General features: G+C 56.5%; 22 protein-coding genes. 9 read left to right on the top strand and 13 right to left on the bottom strand.

Annotated features, from left to right (window positions below; all coding sequences use genetic code 11):
- Positions 1 to 35: 35 nt before the first annotated feature.
- Together secA and mutT are read left to right on the top strand one after the other, a co-directional pair.
- A complete protein-coding gene (gene secA, locus AACV31_RS19900; protein ID WP_075197731.1) occupies positions 36 to 2,741 on the top strand; it encodes a preprotein translocase subunit SecA in 2,706 nt (901 codons plus the stop codon).
- Between the two features lie 59 nt (positions 2,742 to 2,800).
- Positions 2,801 to 3,193, top strand: coding sequence for an 8-oxo-dGTP diphosphatase MutT (mutT, locus tag AACV31_RS19905; protein ID WP_146376791.1), 393 nt, complete (start codon positions 2,801 to 2,803; stop codon positions 3,191 to 3,193).
- Here mutT and yacG read toward each other — a convergent pair.
- From yacG to coaE, 3 genes are read right to left on the bottom strand one after another with little or no spacing between them, the layout of a single operon-like run.
- Entirely contained in the window at positions 3,190 to 3,390 is a 201-nt protein-coding gene (yacG, locus tag AACV31_RS19910; protein WP_007768394.1) for a DNA gyrase inhibitor YacG, read from the bottom strand. The genes mutT and yacG overlap by 4 nt on opposite strands.
- Positions 3,391 to 3,399: 9 nt before the next feature.
- Positions 3,400 to 4,143 (bottom strand): cell division protein ZapD, encoded by a 744-nt coding sequence (zapD, locus tag AACV31_RS19915; protein ID WP_075197729.1) that lies wholly within the window; start codon positions 4,141 to 4,143, stop codon positions 3,400 to 3,402.
- Complete coding sequence (coaE, locus tag AACV31_RS19920) at positions 4,143 to 4,763, bottom strand: dephospho-CoA kinase (protein WP_165155910.1); 621 nt, start codon at positions 4,761 to 4,763, stop codon at positions 4,143 to 4,145. Before coaE ends, zapD begins: the two co-directional genes overlap by 1 nt.
- Positions 4,764 to 5,027: 264 nt before the next feature.
- On the opposite strand from coaE, the gene AACV31_RS19925 reads away from it, so the two are divergent.
- Positions 5,028 to 6,071, top strand: a complete 1,044-nt coding sequence (locus tag AACV31_RS19925) for a GMP reductase (RefSeq protein ID WP_075197728.1) — start codon at positions 5,028 to 5,030, stop codon at positions 6,069 to 6,071.
- Between the two features lie 39 nt (positions 6,072 to 6,110).
- On the opposite strand, the gene hofC is transcribed toward AACV31_RS19925, so the two are convergent.
- The 4 genes from hofC to nadC all read right to left on the bottom strand — a co-directional run bounded on the left by hofC (position 6,111) and on the right by nadC (position 10,273).
- Positions 6,111 to 7,310, bottom strand: a complete 1,200-nt coding sequence (gene hofC / locus AACV31_RS19930) for a protein transport protein HofC (protein WP_165155912.1) — start codon at positions 7,308 to 7,310, stop codon at positions 6,111 to 6,113.
- A complete protein-coding gene (gene gspE / locus AACV31_RS19935) occupies positions 7,303 to 8,685 on the bottom strand; it encodes a type II secretion system protein GspE (RefSeq protein WP_165155914.1) in 1,383 nt (460 codons plus the stop codon). Before gspE ends, hofC begins: the two co-directional genes overlap by 8 nt.
- A gap of 14 nt (positions 8,686 to 8,699) precedes the next feature.
- The gene (gene ppdD / locus AACV31_RS19940; protein WP_007768411.1) at positions 8,700 to 9,134 is read right to left on the bottom strand and encodes a prepilin peptidase-dependent pilin; all 435 of its coding nucleotides are present in this window, start codon (positions 9,132 to 9,134) and stop codon (positions 8,700 to 8,702) included.
- A gap of 248 nt (positions 9,135 to 9,382) precedes the next feature.
- Positions 9,383 to 10,273 carry a carboxylating nicotinate-nucleotide diphosphorylase gene (nadC, locus tag AACV31_RS19945; protein ID WP_165155916.1) on the bottom strand — a complete coding sequence of 297 codons (891 nt, stop codon included), beginning with the start codon at positions 10,271 to 10,273 and terminating at the stop codon, positions 9,383 to 9,385.
- Between the two features lie 87 nt (positions 10,274 to 10,360).
- On the opposite strand from nadC, the gene ampD reads away from it, so the two are divergent.
- The gene (gene ampD, locus AACV31_RS19950; protein ID WP_075197724.1) at positions 10,361 to 10,924 is read left to right on the top strand and encodes a 1,6-anhydro-N-acetylmuramyl-L-alanine amidase AmpD; all 564 of its coding nucleotides are present in this window, start codon (positions 10,361 to 10,363) and stop codon (positions 10,922 to 10,924) included.
- Positions 10,921 to 11,775 carry a beta-lactamase regulator AmpE gene (ampE, locus tag AACV31_RS19955; protein WP_007768417.1) on the top strand — a complete coding sequence of 285 codons (855 nt, stop codon included), beginning with the start codon at positions 10,921 to 10,923 and terminating at the stop codon, positions 11,773 to 11,775. The genes ampD and ampE overlap by 4 nt, the downstream gene beginning before the upstream one ends.
- 19 nt (positions 11,776 to 11,794) lie before the next feature.
- Here ampE and AACV31_RS19960 read toward each other — a convergent pair whose 3' ends face one another.
- From AACV31_RS19960 to AACV31_RS19975, 4 genes are all read right to left on the bottom strand, one after another.
- Entirely contained in the window at positions 11,795 to 12,748 is a 954-nt protein-coding gene (locus AACV31_RS19960; protein ID WP_075197723.1) for a glycoside hydrolase family 43 protein, read from the bottom strand.
- A gap of 9 nt (positions 12,749 to 12,757) precedes the next feature.
- The gene (locus tag AACV31_RS19965) at positions 12,758 to 14,158 is read right to left on the bottom strand and encodes a glycoside-pentoside-hexuronide (GPH):cation symporter (protein ID WP_041923197.1); all 1,401 of its coding nucleotides are present in this window, start codon (positions 14,156 to 14,158) and stop codon (positions 12,758 to 12,760) included.
- 156 nt (positions 14,159 to 14,314) lie between these two features.
- A complete protein-coding gene (gene aroP / locus AACV31_RS19970; protein ID WP_165155982.1) occupies positions 14,315 to 15,685 on the bottom strand; it encodes an aromatic amino acid transporter AroP in 1,371 nt (456 codons plus the stop codon).
- Positions 15,686 to 15,709: 24 nt separating this feature from the next.
- Positions 15,710 to 15,964 (bottom strand): hypothetical protein, encoded by a 255-nt coding sequence (locus tag AACV31_RS19975; RefSeq protein ID WP_105538015.1) that lies wholly within the window; start codon positions 15,962 to 15,964, stop codon positions 15,710 to 15,712.
- Positions 15,965 to 16,225: 261 nt separating this feature from the next.
- On the opposite strand from AACV31_RS19975, the gene pdhR reads away from it, so the two are divergent.
- The 4 genes from pdhR to lpdA all read left to right on the top strand — a co-directional run bounded on the left by pdhR (position 16,226) and on the right by lpdA (position 23,456).
- Entirely contained in the window at positions 16,226 to 16,990 is a 765-nt protein-coding gene (gene pdhR, locus AACV31_RS19980) for a pyruvate dehydrogenase complex transcriptional repressor PdhR (protein WP_007768422.1), read from the top strand.
- A 254-nt stretch (positions 16,991 to 17,244) separates the two neighbouring features.
- Positions 17,245 to 19,908 (top strand): pyruvate dehydrogenase (acetyl-transferring), homodimeric type, encoded by a 2,664-nt coding sequence (gene aceE, locus AACV31_RS19985; RefSeq protein WP_007768424.1) that lies wholly within the window; start codon positions 17,245 to 17,247, stop codon positions 19,906 to 19,908.
- 14 nt (positions 19,909 to 19,922) lie between these two features.
- Positions 19,923 to 21,824, top strand: a complete 1,902-nt coding sequence (aceF, locus tag AACV31_RS19990; RefSeq protein WP_012815318.1) for a pyruvate dehydrogenase complex dihydrolipoyllysine-residue acetyltransferase — start codon at positions 19,923 to 19,925, stop codon at positions 21,822 to 21,824.
- A gap of 207 nt (positions 21,825 to 22,031) precedes the next feature.
- Positions 22,032 to 23,456, top strand: a complete 1,425-nt coding sequence (lpdA, locus tag AACV31_RS19995; protein WP_004388373.1) for a dihydrolipoyl dehydrogenase — start codon at positions 22,032 to 22,034, stop codon at positions 23,454 to 23,456.
- Positions 23,457 to 23,507: 51 nt separating this feature from the next.
- Here lpdA and AACV31_RS20000 read toward each other — a convergent pair whose 3' ends face one another.
- Together AACV31_RS20000 and AACV31_RS20005 are read right to left on the bottom strand one after the other, a co-directional pair.
- A complete protein-coding gene (locus AACV31_RS20000; protein ID WP_165155918.1) occupies positions 23,508 to 24,305 on the bottom strand; it encodes a DUF2950 family protein in 798 nt (265 codons plus the stop codon).
- 10 nt (positions 24,306 to 24,315) lie between these two features.
- The gene (locus AACV31_RS20005; protein WP_165155920.1) at positions 24,316 to 25,797 is read right to left on the bottom strand and encodes a DUF3300 domain-containing protein; all 1,482 of its coding nucleotides are present in this window, start codon (positions 25,795 to 25,797) and stop codon (positions 24,316 to 24,318) included.
- Positions 25,798 to 26,385 lie beyond the last annotated feature (588 nt).

A 26,385-nucleotide genomic window follows, 5' to 3' on the forward strand; every position in this document is an offset into this window, starting at 1 on the left:
CATTTTTGCCTGTGCGAGGCTTCAGAGAATTTATTATGTTAATCAAAATGTTAACCAAGGTATTTGGTAGCCGTAACGATCGTACCTTACGTCGTATGCGTAAGGCCGTGACGCTTATTAACGGCATGGAACCGGCGCTGGAAAAGCTTTCCGATGAAGAGCTTAAAGCAAAAACCGTGGAATTCCGCGCGCGCCTGGAAAAAGGCGAAACGCTGGAAAGTCTGTTGCCGGAAGCCTTCGCGGTAGTCCGTGAAGCGAGCAAACGTGTCTTTGGCATGCGCCACTTTGACGTCCAGTTGCTGGGCGGTATGGTGCTTAACGATCGCTGCATCGCAGAGATGCGTACCGGTGAAGGTAAAACCCTGACGGCGACGCTGCCTGCCTACCTGAACGCGCTGACCGGCAAAGGCGTTCACGTGGTAACCGTCAACGACTATCTGGCGCAGCGTGACGCCGAAAACAACCGCCCGCTGTTTGAATTCTTAGGCATGAGCGTTGCTGTGAACATGTCCGGCATGCCTGCGCCAGCCAAACGCGAAGCCTACGCTGCGGATATCACCTACGGCACCAACAACGAATATGGTTTCGACTACCTGCGCGACAACATGGCCTTCAGCCCGGAAGAGCGCGTACAACGTAAGCTTCACTATGCGCTGGTGGATGAAGTCGACTCCATTCTTATCGATGAAGCGCGTACGCCGCTGATTATCTCCGGCCCGGCCGAAGACAGCTCCGAGCTTTACAAGAAAGTGAACAAAATCATCCCGCATCTGGTGCGTCAGGAGAAAGAAGACTCCGATACGTTCCAGGGTGAAGGTCACTTCTCGGTAGATGAAAAAGCACGTCAGGTTAACCTGACCGAGCGCGGCCTGGTGCTGGTTGAAGAGCTGCTGGTGAAAGAAGGCATCATGGACGAAGGCGAATCGCTCTACTCGCCGGGCAATATCATGCTGATGCATCACGTCACCGCCGCGCTGCGCGCGCACGTGCTCTTTACCCGCGACGTTGACTACATCGTTAAAGACGGCGAAGTTATTATCGTCGATGAGCATACCGGCCGTACCATGCAGGGCCGTCGCTGGTCTGATGGTCTGCATCAGGCTGTGGAAGCCAAAGAAGGCGTGGAAATTCAGAATGAAAACCAGACGCTGGCTTCCATCACCTTCCAGAACTATTTCCGTCTGTATGAAAAACTGGCGGGGATGACAGGTACTGCGGATACCGAAGCGTTTGAATTCAGCTCAATCTATAAACTGGATACCGTCGTAGTTCCGACCAACCGTCCGATGATTCGTAAAGATCTGCCGGATCTGGTCTATATGACCGAAGCTGAGAAGATCGACGCGATCATCGAAGATATTAAAGACCGTACCGCGAAAGGTCAGCCGGTTCTGGTAGGGACTATCTCCATCGAGAAATCCGAAGTGATTTCTGAGGCGCTGACAAAAGCAGGCATCGAACACAACGTCCTGAACGCCAAATTCCATGCCCGCGAAGCAGATATCGTCGCGCAGGCGGGTTATCCGGGCGCGGTCACCATCGCGACCAACATGGCAGGCCGTGGTACCGACATCATGCTGGGCGGTAGCTGGCAGGCGGAAATCGCCGAGCTGGAAGCGCCTGGCGAAGAGCAGATTGCGCAGATCAAAGCCGACTGGCAGAAACGCCACGACGCGGTGCTGGCCTCCGGCGGTCTGCATATCATCGGTACCGAGCGTCACGAATCGCGTCGTATCGATAACCAGTTGCGCGGCCGTTCCGGTCGTCAGGGCGATCCGGGTTCTTCCCGTTTCTATCTCTCCATGGAAGATGCGCTGATGCGTATTTTCGCCTCGGATCGCGTCGCCAACATGATGCGTAAACTGGGCATGAAGCCGGGCGAAGCGATTGAACACCCATGGGTGACTAAAGCGATTGCTAACGCGCAGCGCAAAGTAGAAAGCCGCAACTTCGACATCCGTAAACAGCTGCTGGAATACGATGACGTTGCCAACGATCAGCGCCGTGCTATCTACACCCAGCGTAACGAACTGCTGGATGTGGCTGACATCAGCGACACCATCAACAGCATCCGCGAAGACGTTTTCAAAGCGACCATCGATGCCCATATTCCGCCGCAGTCTCTGGAAGAGATGTGGGATATTCCGGGTCTGGAAGAGCGCCTGAAAAACGACTTCGATCTGGAGCTGCCGATTGCGCAATGGCTGGATAAAGAGCCGGATCTGCATGAAGAAACGCTGCGTGAGCGTATTCTCGAAAGCGCGAAAGAAGTTTACGCCCGTAAAGAAGAGGTCGTTGGCGCTGAGATGATGCGTCACTTCGAAAAAGGCGTGATGCTGCAGACGCTGGATTCCCTGTGGAAAGAGCACCTGGCGGCAATGGATTACCTGCGCCAGGGGATTCACCTGCGTGGCTATGCGCAGAAAGATCCGAAGCAGGAATATAAGCGTGAATCGTTCGCCATGTTTGCGGCTATGCTGGAATCGCTGAAATATGAGGTCATCAGCACCATCAGCAAAGTGCAGGTGCGTATGCCGGAAGAAGTGGAAGCGATGGAACAGCAGCGCCGTGAAGAGGCGGAGCGCCTGGCGCAGATGCAGCAGCTCAGCCATCAGGACGACGAAACCGCCGCAGCCGCAGCACTTGCTGAGCAGACCGGCGAACGTAAAGTCGGCCGCAACGATCCGTGCCCGTGCGGCTCCGGTAAAAAGTATAAGCAGTGCCACGGCCGCTTAAGCTAACCGGTTGTTAACCGACATAAAAGGCGCAGATATCTGCGCCTTTTTTACAGGGAGAAAGCATGAAAAAATTACAGATTGCGGTGGGTATCGTGCGTAACGCAAAGGGCGAAATCTTTATTACGCAGCGCGCCGCCGATGCGCACATGGCGAATAAATGGGAATTCCCAGGCGGTAAGATTGAAGCGGGCGAAACGCCTGAAGCGGCGCTTCGCCGCGAGCTTCAGGAAGAGACCGGGATTACAGTAACTTCCGCCGCCCTGTTTGAAACGCTGGACTATGAATTCCCGGATCGCCACGTCAGCCTGTGGTTTTACCTGGTAGAAAGCTGGGAAGGGGAGCCGTGGGGGAAAGAGGGGCAGCCGGGACACTGGGTGCATCAGCAGGCTCTGGACGCGCAGGCGTTTCCGCCTGCCAACGAGCCCGTGATTGCTAAGCTTCGCGCCCAGCCTTAAGGCTGGTTGTCTTCCTCGCTCCAGCCGTCGGTGTCGGAGCGATCGCCGCTGCTGGGAATACGTTTCTCTTCAGCGGCCCACTCTCCCAGGTCGATAAGCCGGCAGCGGTTTGAACAGAACGGACGAAACGGGCTTTGCTCACCCCAGATAACTTCTTTGCCGCAGGTCGGGCAGTTAACGATGGTAACGTCTGACATCATAATTCCTTAACAACAGGCCAGTTCAAAATCGAAACGTTCCGGTACGCGCCCGTGCTCACTGTCGAGCGGCATAAAGCGGATCGCGAAACGGCTCTTATGGCCGGAAATCTGTGGGTAAAGCGCTTCTTCAAGCGGGAGTTGCAGGCGCAGAAGATCGGCATCATCGCCGTTATCCTGATAAAACCCGTTCAGGCTGGTTTGTTTGCGAAACGGCGCTGACTGGCGGATAAGATCCAGGATCATATCCAGCGTGTACGTCAGAGGTTGCAGCGTAGCAAGCCAGCGGTTTACCTGAACGTCACGCTCTTCCTGTGATGAGCAGAGCCAGACGTGCAGCAGCGGTAAATCGAAGCTGCAACAGCCGCCGGGGATACTCAGGCGCTGACGCACCAGGGCGATAAGGCGATCTTCACGCAGCGTCTGCCCGAGGCGAGGCGCAGCCATCAACATGCTGCTGCGCGCTTTCAGTTCGTGGCGCAGCGACTCAATGCGCTCGTTATCAACACCCGGCACTTCTGCCCAGCTTTGCAGCTTGCGCTGCTGGCGTTCCAGCTCTTTCAGGAGTTCAGTGCGGGTATCGCCGCGCTCAAAGACATCCAGCAAATCGCCCACGTTGCGAAAGAAGTGCAGCGCAGAGGCATGATCGCTGACAGGCAGCAGCGCTTTCATTTGCTGGATGAGAAATTCGATACGCAGCCAGGTGCGCATTTTTTCATTCAGGGGATGTTCAAAAAGAACGTGAGTCTGCATTACTTATTTTCCTGTGGTACGGCCTGCGCCGCCAGTTGCAGATAGCGCTGATGCAGATGCGCCACATCCAGGGCTATCGTATCCGGCGAGCCGTTATTATCTATGACGTCATCAGCAACCGCTAACCGGGCCTCGCGGGAGACCTGCGCGTTGAGGATAAGCTCTGCATGCTCCCGGGAAACCCTATCGCGCTGCATGGTGCGCTGTATCTGCGTTTCTGGCGTGACATCCACCACCAGCACGCGGTTAGCTTTACTGTGTAATTGGTTCTCAAGCAGCAGCGGGACGACCCAAAGTACATAGGCTGACGCGGCGCGCGCCATTTCCGCTTGTGTCTGCTGATGAATAAGCGGGTGCAGAAGGCCGTTCAGCCAGGCTTTTTCCTGCGGGCTTGAGAAGATGATTTCGCGCAGCGCGCGACGATTGAGTGTGCCGTCGGGGAGACAAATGGTCGGCCCAAAATGCCCGATAATGGCATTTAATCCGGGCGTGCCAGGCTCTACAACCTGACGAGCGATGACATCGGCATCGACAACGGTAACGCCGAGACGGGCGAAGGCGTCGGCGACTGTACTTTTGCCGCTTCCGATACCGCCCGTCAGTGCTACCGTATAAACCATAAGGCCATCATCCCGAATCGTTGAAATAAACTAAACAGCATGAAAATATTTATTTTTCAGTCTGTTAAAAGAATCGATAAACACCGCCAGCGGGCTCGTTTATCGACCTCGCGCACAAGGTAAATTTATAGGATTGTAGCGTAAAAAAGAGCGCTTTCGCAGTCTTGCGGCGCCATTATTAGTGCGTATGATAACGTCACTGGAGTTGGCAGTTGTCCCGCCGCACACGTTACGCGCTCATCGCCATTAACCCAGGAATCGCAAATGCGTATTGAAGAAGATTTGAAGTTAGGTTTTAAAGACGTTCTTATCCGCCCGAAACGCTCTACCCTCAAAAGCCGCTCTGATGTTGAACTTGAGCGTCAGTTCACCTTTAAACATTCCCGCGTTCAATGGTCTGGTGTTCCGATCATCGCAGCCAATATGGATACCGTTGGTACTTTCGCGATGGCGCAGGCGCTGGCGGCGTTCGATATCCTGACGGCGGTGCATAAACATTACAGCGTGCAGGACTGGGCCGGGTTTATCCAGTCCGTGTCGGCAGATGTGCTGAAGCATGTCATGGTGTCGACTGGTACTTCCGATGCCGATTTTGAAAAAACCAAAGAAATCCTCGCGCTTTCTCCGTCCTTACAGTTTATCTGTATCGACGTTGCGAACGGCTACTCAGAGCATTTCGTTCAGTTCGTCGCGAAAGCGCGTGCCGCCTGGCCTGATAAAGCGATCATCGCAGGCAATGTCGTTACCGGCGAAATGTGTGAAGAACTGATCCTGGCGGGCGCCGATATCGTTAAAGTCGGTATTGGGCCGGGCTCTGTCTGCACCACACGCGTAAAAACCGGTGTGGGCTATCCGCAGCTTTCTGCTGTTATCGAATGTGCGGATGCCGCACACGGTCTCGGTGGTCAGATAATCAGCGACGGCGGCTGCACCGTACCGGGCGATGTGGCGAAAGCCTTCGGCGGCGGCGCGGACTTCGTTATGTTAGGCGGTATGCTGGCAGGCCATGACGAAAGCGGCGGCACCGTCGTTGAGCAGAACGGCGAAAAATTCATGCTCTTCTACGGTATGAGTTCCGAATCTGCGATGAACCGTCACGTCGGCGGCGTAGCGCAATACCGTGCCGCAGAAGGCAAAACGGTGAAACTACCGCTGCGCGGCCCGGTGGAAGACACGGCGCGGGATATCATGGGCGGCCTGCGTTCTGCCTGTACCTATGTCGGGGCTTCCCGTCTGAAAGAGCTGACCAAGCGCACCACGTTTATTCGCGTGCAGGAGCAGGAAAACCGGGTGTTCAACAGCCTCTGAACCGGTTAAATATAATGCTGGCGCCTCTTTGCGCCAGCATTAATTCATTCCACTCATCGCATCCCCAAGCCGAAATATCGGCAAATACATCGCAACCACCAGCGTGCCGACAATCAATCCTATGATCATCATCATGAGCGGCTCCAGCGTGGCGGCCAGCGTCTGGGCGCGTTCAGATGTTTGCCCCAGATGCCAGCCGGCAAGTTTCTCCAGCATCAGATCCAGCGAGCCGGTTTCTTCTCCCGTACGCACTAACTGAATACATAGCGCGGTAAATACCGTTTCCTGCTCCAGCGCTCTCCATAACGGCAACCCGCTGGCGATACCTTCTTTAACGCGCCCGACAGCCTGGCGCCATAAGGGCGAGGCCAGCGTTTCTTCCACGCTACCAAGGCTCTGAAGTAAAGGAATACCGGCGCCCTGCATGAGTGAGAGCACCGTATAGATCTGGCTTAGCAACTGACCGCGAATCAGCGGACCAAACAGCGGCAGTTTCAGAAGCCAGGCCGCCTCCCGCAGCTGCCATTGTGGCTTTCGCCGAAGCCTGATAATGAGCAAAGGTGCTATGAGTAACACGCCGAGCCACCATACCGCGTACTGCATCAAACCTTCAGAAAGCGCAATAACGGCGCGTGTCACCAGCGGCAGCGGCGTATTAAAGGAACGGTAAATAGCCGTAAACTGCGGCAGGACAAAGCAGGTCATACCCAGCGTCAGCAACAGCGCGACGGTAAAAATAAAGGCCGGGTAGCGCAGCGCCTTGATGACCTGCTTACGTAATTTTTGCTGATCCTCCTGCTGTTGCGCCAGTTGCTGACAGCACATATCGAGCTTGCCGGTCAGTTCGCCGGTACGCATGAGCGAGATATAGAGTGGAGGAAAAATGTCTGGCCACTGGCGTAACGTTTCTGAGAAGGCGACGCCGCGACCGAGCTGTTTCGCAAGCTGCGCAAACAGCGCGCGCCACTGGGCGACGGGATGCTGGCTCGAAAGCATCGCCAGACCCTGCGTCAGGCTGACGCCCGCCTGTAGCAGCGCAGCCAACTGGCGGACTGCCAGGATTTTATGCTCGCTGCTCCAGTGGCGCTTGTTTACGCTGGCGCGCTTGAGTATCAGCGGCTGAACCTCGTCATCCAGCAACTGCAACGACGCGCTTATTTTATCTGGCGCCCAAATCATGCCTTCACAACTTGCGCCGTCTTTATCAACGCCGCGCCAGCGCCATAACATGTTATCCATGTGGCGCACCCGAAACGCGATAAAGCTCTTCGGGCGTGGTAAGCCCTGCCTCTACGGCCTGTAGCCCGTGTTCAAAGAGTGTGGTCATGCCCTGAGCCCGCGCTTGCGATGCTATCTCCTCAGGTGGGGCGCCGCTGGCTATCGTCTGGCGCAGCGCCGCATTAATGCTGAGCAGTTCAAAAAGCGCGATGCGTCCGTAATACCCGCCATAGCAGCGTTCGCACCCGCAGGCCTTGTAAGGATGGATCGGGCGCGGCCAGAGCGAGGCCGGGAGCGTTACTGGCTCCTGTGCAAAGACCCGGCAGTAAGGGCAAAGCTTTCTGACCAGCCGCTGTGCGACAATCAGTTCCAGCGCAGACGCCAGCATCCAGCGCGGCAATCCCATCTGTTCGAGTCGCACCAGGGTTTCCGTTGTGGAATTGGTGTGAAGCGTTGAGAGCACCAGATGCCCCGTCTGCGCGGCTTTTACCGCTATCTCCGCGGTTTCGAGATCGCGAATTTCACCAATCATGATAACGTCCGGATCCTGTCTTAACAGCGCCCGCAGCACGGCCTGAAAGGTCAGGCCAGCTTTCGGCAGCACCGGCGTCTGGTTAAGGCCCGTGACAGGAATTTCTACAGGATCCTCCACGCTGCAAATATTCACCTGTGGATCGTTAAGCGCGCTGAGCGCGGTGTACAGCGTGACGGTTTTACCGCTCCCGGTGGGGCCAGTAACCAGAATCAGCCCCTGCGGGCGCTGCAACGCCTGGCAAAACAGAGTTTGCTGCGCCTGCGATAAGCCCAGCGCCTGCACTTCAAGCGGCTGCTCTGTTTGCTGTAACAGACGCAACACCACTTTTTCACCGCAGCGGCAAAGCAGGGTAGAGATGCGAAAAGAGACGGTCCGGCCTGCAAGCTCAATGCTGAACTGCCCGTCCTGCGGAAGCCTGCGCTCCGCGATATCAAGGTTGCCCAACACCTTAAGGCGCGCGGTCAGCGCGCTGGCAAGCGTCGCTGGCAGCGGCGGCAGGGCGTGTAAAACGCCATCAATACGAAACCTTATCTGGTAGTGCGCTTCTGCCGGTTCAAAATGGATATCAGATGCGCGCCGCTGTAGCGCCTGTTGCAACGTCTTGTCAATCAGCTCAACCACAGAGGCGCTCTCATCCTGAGCTGCCGGGCGTAGCGGGTCGGCCGTAAGCTGTCGCTCTTTTTCCAGCCGTTCGGCGCTCCAGCATTCAATATCAATATGCCTGTGCGTGGAAAACCGTAGCGCATCCATCAGCTCATTGCTGGGCTCGCCCGCCACGGCGATATGCACCGTGGCGTCGTCGATATTCAGAACCAGCGCGTTATAGCGCTGGCATAACGTATGTAAGTAATCGAGTGGCATGGCACTACCTCCGCTTAAGGTAGCGAACTGCGAAAGACATCTTCGCAGGCCTGTTGCAATGCGGCGTCGCTGGTGGCGCAGGTTCGCTTCCAGCCTTCCATGCCGTTAGCGCTGTTCCACTGGGGCGTGAGCGTGACCGACAAACCGTTGAGGCTGTCCTGGCCAGTGACGCTTATTACGCCTTGCGCAACGGTCATTTCGCTTACATAGCGGGTCGTTTTTGGCGCCGGAATGCCATTAGTGCCTGCATCGCAGCTGCCAAGCCCGCCGCGATCGATAACGCAAAGCTCAATGGCGGTGCGGTAAGGGATGACCGTTTGCAGCATGTCCGTCAGCGCCGCTTTGCGCAGATAATTCTGGTATGCCGGTACGCCAATGGCGCTAAGAATGGCGATGATGCCTATCACCACCATCAGTTCAATCAGCGTGAAGCCGCTTTGTTTGTTCATGTTTTCTCCTTGGTTGGGTGACGTCACTCTGTCAGACCCAAAAAAGAGTCTCCAGACGAACAAACCGATTCAGGAATCTGTCTTCAGAAGAAATTCACGCCGTTGCACGAAACCGCAACGCGGTTGCGTAACGTCTCGCAAATCCGTTAATAAACAAGAGTGTGCTCTAAAAAAAGCAGGACAACACCGAGAGGAAACACGAAGATAACGGCAGGGAGAGGGCAGGCGAAAACCTGCCCTGTGGTGAGTTAGCGAAAACGCATGGAGAGGTCGAGCGCGCGAATATGTTTAGTCAATGCCCCGACGGAGATGAAGTCCACGCCGGTTTGCGCGAATTCGCGCAGCGTCTCCAGCGTGACGTTGCCGGAAACCTCCAGCCGAGCCTGGCCTGCGGTACGTTTTACCGCTTCACGCATTTGATCGACAGTAAAATTGTCGAGCATGATGATATCGGCCCCGGCTTTCAGCGCGGCTTCCAGTTCTTCAAGCGATTCCACTTCGACTTCAACCGGCACGTCGGGATGCAGCCAGAACGCTTTTTCCACCGCCTGACGCACCGAGCCAGAGGCGATGATATGGTTTTCTTTGATCAGAAACGCATCGGACAGCCCCAGACGATGGTTAGCGCCGCCGCCGCACAGTACCGCGTATTTCAGCGCGCTGCGCAGCCCAGGTACGGTTTTACGGGTGTCGAGCAGTTGCGTGTGAGTGCCTTCCAACAGCGCCACATAACGGCGAACTTCGGTAGCGACGCCGGAAAGCGTCTGCACGAAATTCAGCGCGGTGCGCTCGCCGGTCAGCAGGACGCGGGAGCGGCCTTCGAGCTCAAAAAGCGGCTGATCCGGCTTTACGTCGTCACCATCTTTCACGTGCCACGTCACGCTGACATCGCCGCCAAGCTGGATAAAAACCTCATCAACCCAGCGTTTGCCGCAGAACACGCCCGCTTCGCGCGTGATGACTACCGCGTGTGAACGACTGTCTGGCGGTAACAACTGCGCGGTAATATCGCGGCTGGCATCGGTCTCGCCGCCGAGATCTTCACGCAGGGCCTGAGCGACGGTTAAGGGGATATCCAGGGTGATTCGTTCCAGTAGCACGTCACGTCGATGGTCCGGATTGTAACGGCGAGGTGGCATGATATAACTCCAGATTGGTGGCTAATCAAAAGAATGAAACATGCTACTCTGAAGCGAGTTTGAGTACCACAGAAAGGAGAATTGCACATGCAGGTGAAAGATGGCTGGCTGGTGGATGCCCGGCACGCGCCCTCGCCGCATCACGACTGCCGGCCAGAGGATGAAGCGCCTTCGTTGCTGGTAGTGCATAACATCAGCCTGCCGCCAGGGGAGTTTGGCGGTCCCTGGATTGACGCGCTGTTCGCCGGTACGCTCGATCCGCAGGCGCACCCTTATTTCGCCGGCATCGCCCACCTGCGTGTTTCGGCGCATTGCCTGATTCGTCGTGACGGCGAAATTGTGCAGTATGTGCCTTTTGATAAACGCGCCTGGCACGCTGGCGTATCCTGCTACCAGGGGCGCGAGCGCTGTAACGACTTTTCCATCGGTATTGAGCTTGAAGGGACGGATACGCAACCTTACACCGACGCGCAGTACCGGCAACTGGCCGCGGTGACGCGCACGCTGATGGGCCTTTATCCGGCGATGAAAAACCATATGACCGGACACAGCGATATCGCGCCTGAACGTAAAACCGATCCCGGTCCGGCTTTTGACTGGCCGCGCTTTCGCGCTCTGGTGAACGACCCGTCCGATAAGGAGATGAGATGACGCTTTTTACCCTGCTGCTGGTACTGATCGCCGAACGGCTTTTCAAACTGGGCGAACACTGGCAACTGGATCATCGCCTTGAGCCGCTCTTCCGCCGCGTCCGCCATTTCTCGCTGTTCTTTACGCTTGGTATGGCGGTCCTGGCGATGCTGATCGTTTTCCTGTGCCTGAACGCGCTGGAAGGCTGGTTTTTCAACGTGCCGCTGCTGATTTTCTGGATTGTCATCGGCGTGCTGTGTATCGGCGCAGGTGGCGTGCGCAGGCACTACCACGCTTATCTTAAAGCGGCGAGCCAGAATGACAGCCACGCGCGCGAAAACATGGCTTATGAACTGACGCTTATCCACGGCGTGCCGCCGGGCTGCGACGAGCGGGAATACCTGCGTGAGCTGCAAAATGGCCTGTTGTGGATTAACTACCGTTTTTATCTGGCGCCCATGTTCTGGTTTGTGGTGGGCGGTATGTGGGGCCCGGTTACGCTGACGGGATACGCCTTCTTACGCGCCTGGCAGAGCTGGGTTGCCCGCCATCATACGCCGCATCAGCGTTTGCTTTCAGGCATTGATGCCGTGTTGCACGTGCTGGACTGGGTGCCGGTGCGTCTGGCGGGCGTGGTATATGCGCTGGTGGGGCATGGGGAAAAAGCGCTGCCCGCGTGGTTTGCCTCGCTGCTCGATCGCTACACCTCGCAGTATCAGGTGCTGACCGGCCTTGCGCAGTTTGCGCTGGCGCGTGAACCGCATGTTGATAAGGTGGAAACGCCGAAGGCGGCGGTGTCGATGGCGAAGAAAGCGACGCTGGTGATTGTGGTGGTGGTCGCGCTGTTAACGATTTACGGCACGCTCATGTGAGCGTGCCGCTGACCGTGTCTCAGGCGTGATCGGCGGGCGGAACGCCAAACTGCGGCATGCCGTCGTCATCCCAGGTAACCAGCTTCACACGGGTATGGCGGTTCGGGTCCCAGAGCGGATCGCCTTCGATTTCCGTGTAGTTACGCGCATGGTATACCAGCACGTCCTGACCATCCGGCGTCGTGGTGAAGCTGTTGTGTCCCGGACCGTACTGCCGGTTTTCATAGCTGGTAGTGAAAACAGGTTGCGGCGATTTATGCCAGTTACGCGGGTCGCGCATATCCGCAGCCTGATCTATCCAGAGCAGCCCCATGCAGTAGTTTTCATCGGTCGCGCTTGCTGAGTAAGCCACAAACAGGCGTTCGCCGTGCTTCACCACCGCCGGGCCTTCATTCACTAAAAAGCCGCGGCACTCCCACTCCAGCTCCGGTTTGCTCAGCATTACCGGCTCACCTTTCAGCGTCCACGGGTTTTCCATCTCGCACAGGTACAAATTGGAGTTCCCCGGAATATCCGGCGCTTTCTGCGCCCACAAATACCAGAGTTTGCCCTGATGTTCGAAGGTGGTGGCGTCCAGCGAGAAGGTATCGTAAGGCGTCTGGATCTGGCCTTTCTCTTCCCAGGTGCCGGTCAGCGGATCGCTGTCGGTACACTCCAGCACGTACATCCGGTGCTGAAACATGTTGTCTTTCAGTTCGCGCGTCGGAGCGGCGGCGAAGTAGATATACCATTTGCCGTTGATGTGATGCAGCTCCGGCGCCCAGATAAGCTCGCTCATCGGCCCGGTTTGCGGCTTATGCCAGACCACGACCGGTTGCGCCTGGCGTAACGACTCAATGGACGGCGCGCGGCGAATTTCCAGCCGGTCATACTCCGGCACTGAGGCGATAAAGTAGTACTGGCCCTGATGGCGCAGAATAAACGGGTCGGCGCGCTGTTCAATCAGCGGGTTTGGCCAGGGAGAAGTATTCATCATCGCTCCTTAAGGTTTTACTTCCACAGGTTTGGTCTGCGGGTATTCAGACAGCTCGCGGTAGTTTTCGCGGCGTTTTTCAAGGTCGCTCTGAATACGCGCCATCAGTTCACGATCCACTTTCAGCATACGCACAACGCCTGCGGTAATGAGATACCCGACGCCCGGGATCACGGTAAACAGCATGACGATGCCGTTAAGCGCGCTGGCGCTCTGGGCTTTGGCGCCGGAGTCGTAGCCATACCAGGAGAGCAGAAAGCCCACCAGCGCACCGGCGATAGCCAGCCCCAGCTTCAGGAAAAAGAGGTTGCCGGAGAAGCTGATGCCGGTGATGCGCTTGCCGGTTTTCCATTCGCCGTAATCATCCACGTCCGCCATCAGCGACCAGTGCAGCGGCGACGGGATCTGATGCAGCACGTTAAGCAGGAAGTACATCACCACAATCAGTACGGTGGCGTGCGGATCCAGGAAATAGAACCCGCTGGAGAAAATCGCCAGCACGATGTTGGTCCAGAAAAACACTTTCAGTTTGCACCAGCGGTCGGTCAGCACTTTGGCGAGCGTACTGCCAATCATCATGCCGATCACGCCAAGGCTGATAAACATCGTGGCGAAGCTGGTGCTCTGCTGCATGACCCAGGTGACGTAATACATGGTCGCCGCCATGCGGATAAAACCAGGGCAGACGTTGCAGATGGTCAGCAGCAGAATGCGCACCCACTGGTCGTTTTTCCAGACATCTTTCAGATCGGCTTTTAAATCGTCGTTGGTCGGAACCGCCGGGCGGATACGCTCGCGCACCGTAGCAAAGCTGAACAGGAACATGCACATGCCAATCAACGCCAGAATCGTCATGGCGATTTGATAGCCTTTGGCTTTGTCGCCGCCGCCGAAGTAATCCACCATCGGCAGGAGCGTCAGGGACAGCAGCAGTGTGGCGATGCCCACCATCACGAAGCGATAAGACTGACAGGCGACGCGCTCTTTCGGGTCATTGGTAATGACGCTGCCAAGCGAGCAGTAGGGGATATTGATAGCCGTGTAGGTGATGGAGAGCAGGAAGTAGGTCACAAAAGCATAGACAACTTTGCTGCTGTAGCTCCAGTCGGGCGTGGTAAACATCAGCACGCTGAATAATGCGTAGGGGAACGCTATCCACAGCAGCCATGGACGAAAACGCCCGAAGCGGCTGCGAGTGCGGTCGGCGAGGGCGCCCATTATCGGGTCGGTCACCGCGTCGATAACGCGAATAGACAGAAGCAATACGCCGACCAGCGCCGGGGCCAGGCCAAAAATATCGGTATAGAAGTAATTAACAAACAACATGATGGCGCCAAAGATAATATTGCATCCGGCGTCACCCATTCCGTAGCCGATTTTTTCTTTGACAGAGAGTCTGCTGTTTTCCATCGACACATCTCCGTTGAATAATATGGACAGAAGTATCATTCGACATAAGAAAAACTGCGCAGCAGTAATAAGTCACAGAGATGGATAATCGTGTTGTGCAGACGAATTTGTGAGGAAGGTAACAACCCTCACCCGGTCGGGTGAGGGTTTTATGGCTTAGCGGGCGTGCGCCGCTTTCGCTTTTTTCTCTTTAATGAAGTAACCGATAGCCAGGATTAACAGCCATACCGGGATCAGCCATACGGAAATCGCCATGCCCGGGGTCATCAGCATGATGACCAGCACCGCAGCCATAAACAGCAGGCACAGCCAGTTGCCGGCGGGGTAGAGCAGGGCCGGGAAGCGCGGCGTGACGCCTTGTTGCTGTTTGGCGCGGCGAAAACGCATATGCGCGAGGCTAATCATCGCCCAGTTGATGACCAGCGCAGAGACCACCAGCGCCATCAGCAGGCCGAAAGCTTCCTGCGGCGCCAGGTAGTTAATCAGCACGCACAGCGCGGTAAAGGCGGCGGAGACCAGAATGGTGTTCACCGGCACGCCGCGTTTGTCGACTTTCTGCAGCGCCTTCGGGGCGTTGCCTTGTCTGGCGAGGCCGAACAGCATACGGCTGTTGCAGTAAACGCAGCTGTTATAGACGGAGAGCGCCGCGGTCAGCACCACGATGTTGAGCGCGTTCGCGACCAGCGAGTCGCCCAGCTCATGGAAAATCAGGACAAACGGGCTGGTATCGGCAGTAACGCGCGTCCACGGCAGCAGAGAAAGCAGCACCGCCAGCGACCCCACATAGAAGATCAGAATGCGATAGATAACCTGATTGGTGGCTTTCGGAATGCTTTTTTCCGGTTCGTCGGCTTCCGCCGCCGTGATACCGACCAGCTCCAGGCCGCCGAACGAGAACATGATAATCGCCATCATCATGACCAGCCCGGAGACGCCATGCGGCAGGAAGCCGCCATGTTCCCAGAGGTTACGGACTGAGGCCTGCGGGCCTGCGGTATCGCTAAAGAGCAGCCAGGCGCCGAACAGGATCATCGCGACGACCGCGATGACTTTAATAATGGCGAACCAGAATTCCATCTCGCCGAACACTTTTACGTTAGTCAGGTTGATGGCGTTGATAACCACAAAAAAGACGGCGGCAGAGGCCCAGGTCGGGATTTCCGGCCACCAGAACTGGATGTATTTACCGACCGCGGTCAGTTCCGCCATCGCCACCAGGACATAGAGCACCCAGTAGTTCCAGCCGGATGCAAAGCCCGCGAATCCGCCCCAGTATTTATAAGCAAAATGGCTAAATGAGCCTGCGACCGGTTCTTCCACGACCATTTCGCCGAGCTGGCGCATGATCAGAAACGCGATAAACCCTGCGATGGCGTAGCCGAGAATGATCCCCGGCCCCGCCGACTGGATCACGGAGGCGCTGCCGAGAAACAGGCCCGTACCGATAGCACCACCCAGCGCGATAAGCTGAATATGGCGGTTTTTGAGGCCGCGCTTCAGCGTGTCGCCGTGCTGTTGACCTTCCATCATAAAACCTCGTTTGTGGTTATTTTAATCCGCAGCGTGGCGCTGCTGTAATGTTGTTATGTCGCTGTGTGTAGTCTTTTCTTTACAGCCAATAAGGATGAAATTTCTAATAACGACTACCGCAGCGCAAAGAATAGTGATAAGCGCTGCCAAATGCACCTGCTTTCTCAGCGGGTGCTCGCGGAGTGAATAAAAAGAAACCATTTGTAAATCGCTGCGGTTATTCCACGGACGGGCGCGTGTATTCATCTTAAGCGCAAATATTGAATAGATATTCATATTTTAAACTAATGAATCGGTTCAGTTTGCACACCCTTACGTTTCACTAGCGTTAAAACTACCGCTTTTGAGGTAACGGGTTCATTTGTGCGGAGTTACATTTCTGAAACGTTATTTCTTTAACCTTGTTAAAATATGCGGGCTTTCCTGATTTCAATCAAAACCAGGATGGACAGAAGGTGAATACTTTGTTACTTTACCAACACGAACGTTAAATTGGTCATACCAATTGACTCCGGGCGAATGGCAGAGACAGGGAATATGGCCTACAGCAAAATCCGCCAACCAAAACTTTCCGATGTGATTGAGCAGCAACTGGAGTTTTTGATCCTCGAAGGGACCCTGCGTCCCGGCGAAAAACTGCCTCCTGAGCGCGAGCTGGCTAAACAGTTCGACGTTTCCCGACCCTCCCTGCGAGAGGCGATTCAGCGTCTCGAAGCGAAGGGCCTGCTGCTTCGTCGCCAGGGCGGCGGTACTTTTGTTCAGAGTACGCTCTGGCAAAGCTTCAGCGACCCGCTGGTAGAACTCCTCTCTGACCACCCCGAATCCCAGTTTGATCTTCTTGAGACGCGTCATGCGCTGGAAGGTATTGCTGCCTATTACGCAGCGCTGCGCAGCACCGACGAAGACAGAGCGCGTATAAGCGAATGTCATCAGGCCATTGAACGTGCTCAGGAGTCCGGCGATCTGGACGCGGAATCAAACGCGGTGGTGCAGTATCAGATAGCGGTAACGGAAGCCGCCCATAATGTAGTGCTGCTTCATCTGCTACGCTGCATGGAGCCGATGCTGGCGCAAAACGTCCGTCAGAACTTCGAACTGCTTTATGCGCGACGTGAAATGCTGCCGCTGGTCAGCGGCCATCGTACCCGTATTTACGAGGCGATTATGGCGCGGGAGCCGGAGCAGGCGCGGGAAGCGTCGCATCGCCACCTGGCGTTCATTGAAGAAATTTTGCTGGACCGCAGCCGTGAGCAGAGCCGTCGAGACCGCTCGCTGCGCCGTCTGGAGCAACGTAAGAATTAATATTTTTCCGGTTTTCGCCGGAAGATTTGTACCAAAAGCGCCATTCAAGCGCGGCAACTAAACCCAGAACCTGTCTTATTGCGCTTTGTTAAGTGCCCGTAGTTCAGGTTGCATCGCGGCGGCAAGCGTGAAGCCCTTTGAAAAAGAGGGCGCACAGCCGCCAAAGACGCAGCCGGACGCTGTAAGAGCATAGAGTGCAATGGGACAGGTTCCAGATAAATCAACGTATTAGATAGATGATAAGGAATACCCCCATGTCAGAACGTTTACAAAATGACGTGGATCCGATCGAAACTCGCGACTGGCTACAGGCGATCGAATCGGTAATCCGTGAAGAAGGTGTTGAGCGTGCTCAGTATCTGATCGATCAGCTGCTTTCCGAAGCTCGTAAAGGCGGCGTGAACGTAGCGGCGGGCAGTGCCGCCCGTCAGTACATCAATACCATCCCCGTTGAAGAAGAGCCGGAATACCCGGGTAATCTGGAACTGGAGCGCCGTATTCGTTCTGCTATCCGCTGGAACGCTATTATGACCGTGCTGCGTGCGTCCAAAAAAGACCTCGAGCTCGGCGGCCACATGGCGTCCTTCCAGTCTTCCGCGACCGTCTACGAAGTGTGCTTTAACCACTTCTTCCGTGCGCGCAACGACAAAGACGGCGGCGACCTGGTGTACTTCCAGGGCCACATCTCTCCGGGCGTTTACGCGCGTGCTTTCGTTGAAGGCCGCCTGACCGAAGAGCAGATGAACAACTTCCGTCAGGAAGTTCACGGCAACGGTCTGTCCTCTTACCCGCACCCGAAACTGATGCCGGAATTCTGGCAGTTCCCGACCGTATCGATGGGCCTTGGCCCGATCGGCGCTATCTACCAGGCGAAGTTCCTGAAATATCTGGAACACCGCGGCCTGAAAGATACCTCTGAGCAGACCGTTTACGCGTTCCTCGGCGACGGTGAGATGGATGAGCCGGAATCTAAAGGCGCCATCACCATCGCGACCCGCGAAAAACTGGACAACCTGGTCTTCGTCATCAACTGCAACCTGCAGCGTCTGGATGGCCCGGTCACCGGTAACGGCAAAATCATCAACGAACTGGAAGGCATCTTCGAAGGCGCCGGCTGGAACGTTATCAAGGTTATGTGGGGTTCCCGTTGGGACGAGCTGCTGCGTAAAGACACCAGCGGTAAACTGATCCAGCTGATGAACGAAACCGTTGACGGCGACTATCAGACCTTCAAATCCAAAAACGGCGCATACGTGCGTGAGCACTTCTTCGGTAAATACCCGGAGACCGCCGCGCTGGTTGCAGACTGGTCTGACGATGAGATTTGGGCCCTGAACCGTGGCGGCCACGATCCGAAGAAAGTCTACGCCGCATTCAAAAAAGCTCAGGAAACCAAAGGCAAAGCGACCGTTATCCTTGCTCATACCATTAAAGGTTACGGCATGGGCGACACCGCCGAAGGTAAGAACATCGCTCACCAGGTGAAGAAAATGAACATGGACGGCGTTCGCTACGTCCGTGATCGCTTCAGCGTGCCGGTGGCCGACGAAGATCTGGAAAAACTGCCGTACATCACCTTCCCGGAAGGCTCCGAAGAGCACAAGTACCTGCACGAACGCCGTCAGGCGCTGCACGGTTACCTGCCGTCTCGTCAGCCGAACTTCTCCGAGAAGCTGGAGCTGCCGGCGCTGGAAGATTTCCGCTCCCTGCTGGATGAGCAGAGCAAAGAGATCTCCACCACCATCGCTTTCGTACGTGCCCTGAACGTGATGCTGAAGAACCCGTCTATTAAAGACCGTCTGGTTCCTATCATCGCGGACGAAGCCCGTACCTTCGGTATGGAAGGTCTGTTCCGTCAGATCGGTATCTACAGCCCGAACGGCCAGCAGTACACCCCGCAGGACCGTGAGCAGGTGGCGTACTACAAAGAAGACGAGAAAGGCCAGATTCTGCAGGAAGGGATCAACGAGCTGGGCGCAGGCGCTTCCTGGCTGGCGGCGGCGACCTCTTACAGCACCAACAACCTGCCGATGATCCCGTTCTACATCTATTACTCCATGTTCGGGTTCCAGCGTATCGGCGACCTGTGCTGGGCAGCGGGTGACCAGCAGGCGCGCGGCTTCCTGATCGGCGGTACTTCCGGCCGTACCACACTTAACGGCGAAGGTCTGCAGCACGAAGATGGTCACAGCCACATTCAGTCGCTGACTATCCCGAACTGCATCTCCTACGATCCGGCTTACGCTTACGAAGTCGCTGTCATCATGCATGACGGTCTGCAGCGTATGTACGGCGAAGCGCAGGAAAACGTGTACTACTACATCACCACGCTGAACGAAAACTACCACATGCCGGCCATGCCGGAAGGTGCCGAGGAAGGTATCCGTAAAGGTATCTACAAACTCGACACCCTCGAAGGTAGCAAAGGTAAAGTTCAGCTGCTGGGCTCCGGCTCCATCCTGCGTCACGTCCGTGAAGCGGCAGAGATTCTGGCGAAAGAGTACGGCGTGGGCTCTGATGTCTACAGCGTAACCTCCTTCACCGAACTGGCTCGCGACGGCCAGGACTGCGAGCGCTGGAACATGCTGCACCCGCTGGAAACCCCGCGCGTACCGTACATCGCTCAGGTGATGAACGACGCACCGGCGGTGGCTTCCACCGACTATATGAAACTGTTCGCCGAGCAGGTTCGTACTTATGTACCGGCTGATGATTATCGCGTACTGGGCACCGACGGCTTTGGCCGCTCTGACAGCCGCGAAAACCTGCGCCACCACTTCGAAGTTGATGCTTCCTACGTGGTTGTTGCAGCGCTGGGCGAACTGGCTAAACGTGGTGAAATCGATAAGAAAGTCGTGGCTGACGCCATCGCTAAATTCAATATCGATGCAGATAAAGTCAACCCGCGTCTGGCATAAGAGGTAAAGAAAGAATGGCTATCGAAATCAATGTACCGGACATCGGGGCGGACGAAGTTGAAGTCACCGAGATCCTGGTCAAAGTGGGCGACAAGGTTGAAGCTGAACAGTCGCTGATCACCGTAGAAGGCGATAAAGCCTCTATGGAAGTCCCGTCTCCGCAGGCGGGCGTGGTCAAAGAGATCAAAGTGTCCGTGGGCGACAAAGTCGAAACCGGCAAACTGATCATGATTTTCGATTCCGCCGACGGTGCAGCAGACGCTGCACCTGCCAAGGCAGAAGAGAAGAAAGAAGCGGCACCGGCGCAGTCTGCTGCCCCGGCTGCAGCGGCAGCAAAAGACGTTAACGTACCGGACATCGGCGGCGACGAAGTTGAAGTCACCGAGATCCTGGTGAAAGTCGGCGATAAAGTTGAAGCTGAGCAGTCTCTCATCACCGTAGAAGGCGACAAAGCCTCTATGGAAGTTCCGGCGCCGTTCGCGGGTACCGTGAAAGAGATCAAAATCAACACCGGCGACAAAGTGTCTACCGGTTCCCTGATCATGGTCTTCGAAGTGGCGGGCGCAGCGCCAGCGGCTGAAGCCAAACCGCAGGTCACCGAGCAGGCGGCGTCCGCTCCGGCGGCAGCGGCAGGCGCGAAAGACGTCAACGTGCCGGATATCGGCGGCGATGAAGTTGAAGTGACCGAAGTGCTGGTGAAAGTGGGCGACAAAGTCACCGCTGAACAGTCTCTTATCACTGTAGAAGGCGACAAAGCCTCTATGGAAGTTCCGGCGCCGTTCGCGGGCACCGTGAAAGAGCTGAAAGTCAACGTGGGCGATAAAGTCTCCACCGGCTCTCTGATCATGGTCTTCGAAGTGGAAGGCGCAGCGCCTGCGGCGGCTCCGGCTGCGAAACAGGAAGCGGCGGCTCCGGCTCCGGCAGCGAAAGCTGACAAACCGGCTGCGGCTCCGGCGAAAGCCGAAGGCAAATCTGAATTTGCTGAGAACGACGCTTACGTCCACGCGACGCCGCTGATCCGCCGCCTGGCGCGCGAGTTCGGTGTAAACCTGGCGAAAGTGAAAGGCACCGGTCGTAAAGGCCGTATCCTGCGCGAAGACGTTCAGGCTTACGTGAAAGACGCGGTGAAACGCGCTGAGTCTGCGCCTGCCGCCGCATCCGGTGGTGGTCTGCCGGGCATGCTGCCGTGGCCGAAAGTGGACTTCAGCAAGTTTGGTGAAGTGGAAGAAGTTGAGCTGGGCCGCATCCAGAAAATCTCTGGCGCGAACCTGAGCCGTAACTGGGTGATGATCCCGCACGTTACGCACTTCGACAAAACCGATATCACCGATCTGGAAGCGTTCCGTAAACAGCAGAATGCCGAAGCTGAGAAGCGCAAACTGGACGTGAAATTCACCCCAGTGGTCTTCATCATGAAAGCCGTTGCGGCTGCCCTTGAGCAGATGCCGCGCTTCAACAGCTCGCTGTCTGAAGACGGGCAGCGCCTGACGCTGAAGAAATACATCAACATCGGTGTTGCGGTTGATACGCCGAATGGTCTGGTGGTTCCGGTCTTCAAAGACGTGAACAAGAAGAGCATTACCGAGCTGTCTCGCGAGCTGACCGTTATCTCCAAAAAAGCGCGTGATGGCAAGCTGACCGCTGGCGAAATGCAGGGCGGTTGCTTCACCATCTCCAGCATCGGCGGCCTGGGCACCACCCACTTCGCGCCGATCGTGAACGCGCCGGAAGTGGCTATCCTGGGCGTCTCCAAGTCTGCGATGGAGCCGGTGTGGAATGGTAAAGAGTTCGTGCCGCGCCTGATGCTGCCGATCTCCCTGTCCTTCGACCACCGCGTGATCGACGGTGCTGATGGTGCGCGTTTCATCACCATCATCAACAACACCCTGTCGGACATTCGCCGCCTGGTGATGTAAGCGAAAAAGCCGGCCTGACGGCCGGCTTTTTTCTGGTAATTCCGCCTGACTGTGCGAAATTATTGGATGCCAAAAGGATTCGTCTGCCGTTTGTTGTTTCAAAATTGTTAACAGTTTTGTAAAATGCGAGCGGATAGAACGTCCCGGTGGATGATGGGCGTTAAAACTTAAGCGTCAGACCCGCCGGAAAATTACAAAGAGGTCATGATGAGTACTGAAATCAAAACTCAGGTCGTGGTACTTGGGGCAGGCCCGGCAGGTTACTCTGCAGCCTTCCGTTGCGCTGACTTAGGTCTGGAAACCGTAATCGTCGAGCGTTACAGCACCCTGGGCGGTGTTTGCCTGAACGTAGGCTGTATCCCTTCTAAAGCGCTGCTGCACGTAGCGAAAGTTATCGAAGAAGCTAAAGCGCTGGCCGAGCACGGCATCGTTTTCGGCGAGCCGAAAACCGACATCGATAAAATCCGCACCTGGAAAGAAAAAGTCATCAATCAGCTGACCGGCGGTCTGTCTGGTATGGCCAAAGGCCGTAAAGTGAAAGTGGTGAACGGCCTGGGTAAATTCACCGGCGCGAACACCCTGGAAGTGGAAGGCGAGAACGGCAAAACCGTTATCAACTTCGACAACGCTATCATCGCGGCGGGTTCCCGTCCGATTCAGCTGCCGTTTATTCCGCACGAAGATCCGCGCGTATGGGATTCCACCGATGCGCTGGAACTGAAAGAAGTACCGAAACGCATGCTGGTTATGGGCGGCGGTATCATCGGTCTGGAGATGGGTACCGTTTACCATGCGCTGGGTTCAGAGATCGACGTGGTTGAAATGTTCGACCAGGTTATCCCGGCTGCCGACAAAGACGTCGTGAAAGTCTTCACCAAACGTATCAGCAAGAAATTCAACCTGATGCTGGAAACCAAAGTAACTGCCGTTGAAGCGAAAGAAGACGGTATTTACGTTTCCATGGAAGGCAAAAAAGCGCCTGCGGAAGCGCAGCGTTACGATGCGGTGCTGGTCGCTATCGGCCGTGTGCCGAACGGCAAAAACCTGGATGCAGGCAAAGCGGGCGTGGAAGTGGACGACCGTGGCTTCATCCGCGTTGACAAACAAATGCGCACCAACGTGCCGCACATCTACGCTATCGGCGATATCGTCGGTCAGCCGATGCTGGCGCACAAAGGCGTTCACGAAGGTCACGTTGCCGCTGAAGTTATCGCGGGCATGAAGCACTACTTCGACCCGAAAGTGATCCCGTCTATCGCTTACACCGAGCCGGAAGTGGCATGGGTGGGTCTGACCGAGAAAGAAGCGAAAGAGAAAGGCATCAGCTACGAAACCGCCACCTTCCCGTGGGCGGCATCTGGCCGTGCTATCGCTTCCGATTGCGCAGACGGTATGACCAAACTGATTTTCGACAAAGAAACCCACCGTGTTATCGGCGGCGCGATTGTCGGCACCAACGGCGGCGAGCTGCTGGGTGAAATCGGTCTGGCTATCGAAATGGGTTGTGACGCTGAAGATATCGCGCTCACCATCCACGCGCACCCGACCCTGCACGAGTCTGTAGGTCTGGCGGCAGAAGTGTTCGAAGGCAGCATCACCGACCTGCCGAACCCGAAAGCGAAGAAAAAGTAAGTTTCTCTCGCTAAATAAAAACGCCTCTTCGGAGGCGTTTTTTTATGCCTGTTATTCAGCAGTGACTTTCTGCCAGCCGTCATCCGGATCAAACGCGGCGAGCGCCTGCGCCTTTTGCGACGACTGCTGACCAGAATCTTTCTGATAAACGGTGTCATCCTGGTTCACGATAAAGCTCATCACCCCGGTCTCGCCGTAACGGACGGGCCAGGCGATCATCGTAAAGCCGTTATCGTGAGCCGGTAAAAGACGAAAACGGTAACCGTGATAGCCGGTATCCGCGGTCTGCGGGCTGAACGCCGGGCCGAGCGGGCTTGGCGCCTCGCCAGGTTTTACCGGCCAGTAGAGCCCATCCTTTTTCCCTTCGCTGCTGACGATTTTCTGTGCGTAGCGCTGATGCAGGGCGTAATAACTCTGCTGTGCGTCAACGCTGGCGTGCAGCGTCTCAATCGCGGCGAGTTCGTTGCGCCCTATCGTGCGGGTGGCGATTTCATCCGCGGCGCCCTGCATATCGAACCGCCAGCCCTGCGCGCTTTTCACGATGGGGATCGGCAACTGCCAGCGTTGCGCGCCCACTTCCAGGTGCGCGGTGTCGCCGTGCTGTACCACATGGTGACTGACGCTCCAGTCACGCAGGAAGCGGTCAACCGCTTCAGGATCGGCTCCTTCGGGCGGCAATATCTGACGCCAGTCATCGCCGAGAAGATGATTGAGTGCGGTCTCATTCTGCGTGTCGATAGCCTGCGTCAGGGCATCGGCGGCCTGTTCCGGCGTGGCGAATTGCGCCAGCGCGAGGGCGTATGTTGAGGTTAAACCGAACGCCAGGGCGGCGAGGAATGTGAGTTTCACCTTTTTCTCCTTAGTGATGGCGTTCAGCGTGATGACGGACAGGATGCTGCGCGTTTACCGGCGTGTCCGAATGAGGGATGGCTGCCCGCTGGCGGCTTTGTAAACCGCGCTGCTGCTGCGCCTGCCAGTTGGCGGAGCGGCTGTCGTTACCGCTGAGCGCGCTGGCGCGCGTATCGTGATAAGCCACGTTTCGTGAAGCCTGGCGTTCCTGCGCGTTATGCGTACGTTTTTCCTGCCGTTGTACCGCGGGCTTACTGATATCGTAACCGCGGTAGTTACTGCGCTGCGCGCGCGCCTGCAATGGCTGGCGGCCTGGCTGATGCGAAGCATTGGGCGCGGCGCTATGCCCTGTCGATTGCTGAAACCGCGCGGCTGCGGCCTGACGCTGCGACGCCCGGCTGGCGGGCGCCTGAGTCGCGCTCAGGCCTGTGGCGCTGTCAGGAGAGTGATACTGCGCGGCGACGCGGTTATCGGCATAGCCGACGCCGTAGCGATACGCCGGATTATGGTGCCAGGGTATCGTGTTCCCCGGCCGGTTTTCACCGGTGATCCGGTTGTAGTTATTCACATTAATATTGATGTTATCGCCGTTATGCGAATAGCCGCCGTCATGATGATCGTGGTGATGGTAATCATCGTCATGATGATGATCGTCATCATCCCAGTCGATGGCGCTGAAGAGCGCGTAAGTCGTGGCGACGCCGAGACTGTATCCCAGACCTTTAACAAAACTGCTGCTGAACTGCTCGCCAGGCGTTGGAGGCAAATAAACGGGCGGGTAAGCGGCATTCGGCCAGGCGCCGTAAACCGTGGCCGGGTTATAGGCGGGAACGTAAACCACGTCAGGGGTGGCGGGTTCGATTTCAATAATCGTTGAGCTGCGCGGGGCGGCGGTCGTTTTCTCTGCCGGAGCGGGCGGCGCGGTTTTGGTCAGGGTCGTCACCTTCTGCTGCGGCGAGGAGGTCAGCGCGCCTGTCTGTTGGGCCAGCGCGCGCAGGCGCTGTACCGAGGCCATGACGTCATCGGGCTGTGCCAGAAAGGCATCCCCCAGGTTTTGTATCCACGGCGGGTTTTGTCCCAGCAGCGACATCAGTTGCGGGAAAGCGACCAGTGATTTCACGCTGGCGTCCCACGGTTGCCCGGCCACCGCCTGGATGGCGGCGTCGCCCTGCAGCGTGGGATGGTCCTGCGACCACTGCGCGGCCTGCACCAGGTTCGTGGGATAGGTGGCCGCCATCAATATTTGGGATAGCAGCGCGTCAGGGTAGAGCGCGACGGGCGCCACCCATTGATCGATTTGCGCGGCTGAAAACGTTGGGGCGGCTGGCGTAGCAGGCGCAGGCGGAGCCTGCGTTGGCGCGGGTTGCGCGGCAACAGGCGTTTGGGCAGGGGCGGCGGGAGCCTGACTTTTCACAAACAGGACGCCCGAGGCGGCAAACAGCCCGGCGCTGCACAGTAGCGCGAGCAGGTGTGGCTTTAAAGGCAACTTCATAGAGGACTCCGGGGCTAACGGTGCCTTACGGCGTGGTGTTGCCGCGAGTATTATCTACTCGTGTTTTCCTTTTTTAACGTAAATGGGGAAAGGGACCGCATAGTCCGGAATAAGAATGTGAGTATTTATTACACGATTATAACCGATAACGGAGCGCAGGGCGGGGAGACGTAAAAGACCGCCCTTACGGGCGGTCAGCAGCTTAATTGCCCAGATTCACCACCAGCAGCACCGTGATGTCGGAAATATTCCAGCCACCGTGCGACGCCGCCAGCAGCGAACCCAGCGCAACGATGAGCGCAAAAAGCCAACGCATCTCCATTGCGAGTAGTCCCGAAGGCGCTACGTTGATCCTCTCTTCACCGGGAAAGGCAGAACCAGGCAAGTATGTTGAGCTTGCCACGTAGGTTATTGGAACTGCTTCCGGGCCCGGTGACTGGCTGCTACACCAGCGAAGCAGGCCAGGCGCTACTGTAGCGGGCCAGAGAGGTGGCCGGAAGCGGTTTTCAGGGGTTGCAGCGGCTTACATGTAAATTCTGAAAGCAGTACGCAAAACGTACAGATACGCTTGATCGCCGGTTCAGGTAA

Source organism: Cronobacter sp. EKM101R, from assembly GCF_963888145.1.
GTDB lineage: Bacteria > Pseudomonadota > Gammaproteobacteria > Enterobacterales > Enterobacteriaceae > Cronobacter > Cronobacter turicensis.